Consider the following 2,514-nt stretch of genomic DNA (forward strand, 5'->3'; position numbering starts at 1 on the left):
TTGGACGTCGCGATCGTCGCATGCTGCGCAACGCTGACGCGCAAGGAATGCGAGAATTTCTTCCTACACTGCGGATATGGAGTCGCGTAACAGGGAACCGCTCTAGTTCGCCTGTCCGGCAGTGCCCCCCGTCGCCGCGACGGACGAGACATTGACCACCTTGCGGTGGACGCGCGTCCCGGCCGCGCGCTCCCGCGCGATGCGGTCGTCGAGGCGCCCGCGCAATTCCTTCAGGATGCGGAACGGCGCCTTGAGGTGCACGTCCTGCATCGCGTCCCATTGCTCTTCGCCGATCTTGTGCAACGGAGCGTTCCACACGTAGCCCGCATTGTTGACGAGGATGTGGATGTCGCCGAAGGCGTCCAGCGCGGCGCCGATGAAGCGCGGCGCGAAGTCTGCGTCCGTCACGTTGCCGGCGAAGGCTATGGCCTCGCCGCCGGCGTCGCGGACGGCCTTGGCCGCGGCCCCGGCGAGCTCCGGATCGAGATCATTGACGACGAGCCGCGCGCCTTCGGCCGCCAACCGCTGAACCAGGCTCGAGCCGATGCCGCGGCCGCCGCCCGTCACCAGCGCAACTTTTCCCGCCAGCCGGCTCACGCGGCGCCCCCGGTTTCGTCCCAACGATAGGGAACCGTGTAGCCTTCCAGCGCTTGCGCCACCATCTGACGGCGATCGGCATCGGGCGGGCCCAACCCCTCGCAGGACAAGACGACGCGCTCGCCCGCCAGACTGTCCTCCTCCGTGCGGGCGCGGATCTTCAGCGCGGCGATCGGCAGACGGTCGATCTCTTCCTGGAAGACCGCGGCGATCGCGGCGCGACGGATCTTGAGCTTGGAAATCTTGCCCACGCCGCTCAAGGGAATTTCGGCGACGATGTGCACCGCCTTGGGCGCCGCGGCGCGTTCGACGAACCGCTCGCGCACGAAGGCCTCGATCTCCTCGGCGGCGGCGCTCGCGCCCGGCTTCAACTGAACATACAGCACCGGCAACTCGCCGGCATATTTGTCCGGCCTGCCGACGGCCGCGGCCAGTTGCACCGCAGGATGCTGACAGGCCGGTTCCTCTATGACGGCCGGATCGATATTGTGACCGTTGCGAATGATGATGTCTTTCAGGCGGCCGGTGATCCAGAGATAGCCATCGGCGTCGATGCGACCCTGATCGCCCGTGCGCAGCCAGCCGTCGCGGGTGTGCGAACCGCGGCGCGGAACGAAGTAGCTCTTGATCACGATGTCGCCGCGCACGACGAGTTCGCCCGCCTCGTCGACCGCGCAGCGCTGTCCGACCTCGTCGCCGCCGACGAATTTGCGAATCTCGGTTTCCACGCCAGTGAAGGGGATTCCGACCGATCCGACCTTCGTGCGGCCGTGCGGGTTCATCACCGAGAAGCCGCAGGTCTCCGTCATGCCCCAGCCTTCGACGACCTCCGCGCCATTGGTCAGCTCGGCGATGCGGCCGATGGTCGCCCGCGCAATCGGCGCGCCGCCGACCACGATGCGCTTGAGGGAGCTGATCGGACCGTCGGGCTCGATCGCGGTCAAGGCGGCAAGGACTGTCGGCACGCCGGCGCCGATCGTGATCGAATAGCGGCGCACAAAGCGCCAGTAATTCGCAATCACTTTGGGGTCCCGGAACCCGCGCGTCGACGGAATCACCAAGCGCGTTCCATTGAAGAGAGGGACGACGCCCGCCTGAAGCGCGCCGCTGGTGTGGAAGAGCGGCAGGCCGGAGAGCATGGTTTCGGCCGGCGCCGTTCCCTCGCCCGCTCCGCAGGAGGCGAGCATGGCGTCGTACATCGCCTCGGTGTGAGGCGCCAACTTGGGCAGGCCGGTCGTGCCGCCGGTATGGAAAAGCGCCACTACGTGATCGCGTGAGCGGTTTCGTGCGGGCGTGATCCATTCTGACGCCGTTTGCGCGATCGCGACGCTCTCGATGTCGGTGGCTCCCTCGACCGCCGGGCCGACGCCGAAACTGAGGAAGCGAAGCGACGGAAGCGCCTCGTGGACCCGTTTCAGCCGGTCGAGAATATCCGCGCCGTCGTCAAAACTCCGATGGACCAGCAACACCGTCGCGCCCTGGGCGCCGAGAATGCGGATCAGCGCATCGGCCTCGAGGAAGTAATTCACCGGGGCAAGCGTCCCCGTGATCATCCCGGCAACCAGCATCGGATACGAAGTCTCGGAAAGCGGCGCGGCGAAGGCGATGACATCGGACGGAGCAACGCCGAGGAAGGAAAGCGCGTTCGAGCGCCGTCGCACGTCCCCGACCAGTTGCGCAAAGGTCAATTCGCGCGGGTCGGCGTCCGGATCGCCCGATGCGACATAACTTTGGGCGAGATGGCCGCCCAACGTCGACGCGAGCGTTTCCAGCCGGTCGATCAGAGCGCCCCCGCGGATATGTGACTGACCCATCCGTCTTCCTCACCCGAGACCCGAAGGGTCGAAAGGAAAACCGGCGGCGGCTCCGGACCAGCGATCCGGGATTGCGTTACGAACATGCCGAACCAGCAGGTGC

General features: G+C 66.7%; 2 protein-coding genes. Both read right to left on the reverse strand.

The window, feature by feature from the left end; translation table 11 throughout:
- Positions 1–102 precede the first annotated feature (102 nt).
- Positions 103–597: an SDR family NAD(P)-dependent oxidoreductase gene (locus tag ACLP25_RS04835; protein WP_442468093.1), complete on the reverse strand. Its 495-nt coding sequence runs from the start codon at positions 595–597 to the stop codon at positions 103–105.
- A complete protein-coding gene (locus tag ACLP25_RS04840) occupies positions 594–2,411 on the reverse strand; it encodes an AMP-binding protein (protein WP_442468094.1) in 1,818 nt (605 codons plus the stop codon). Before ACLP25_RS04840 ends, ACLP25_RS04835 begins: the two co-directional genes overlap by 4 nt.
- Positions 2,412–2,514: the final 103 nt, after the last annotated feature.

The sequence above is a fragment of the Roseiarcus sp. genome (assembly GCF_052145395.1).
GTDB lineage: Bacteria > Pseudomonadota > Alphaproteobacteria > Rhizobiales > Beijerinckiaceae > Roseiarcus.

Excerpts from the sequence above, each read along its gene's own strand:
- ACLP25_RS04840 (WP_442468094.1), bottom strand. The coding sequence starts at position 2,411 with ATGGGTCAGTCACATATCCGCGGGGGCGCTCTGATCGACCGGCTGGAA.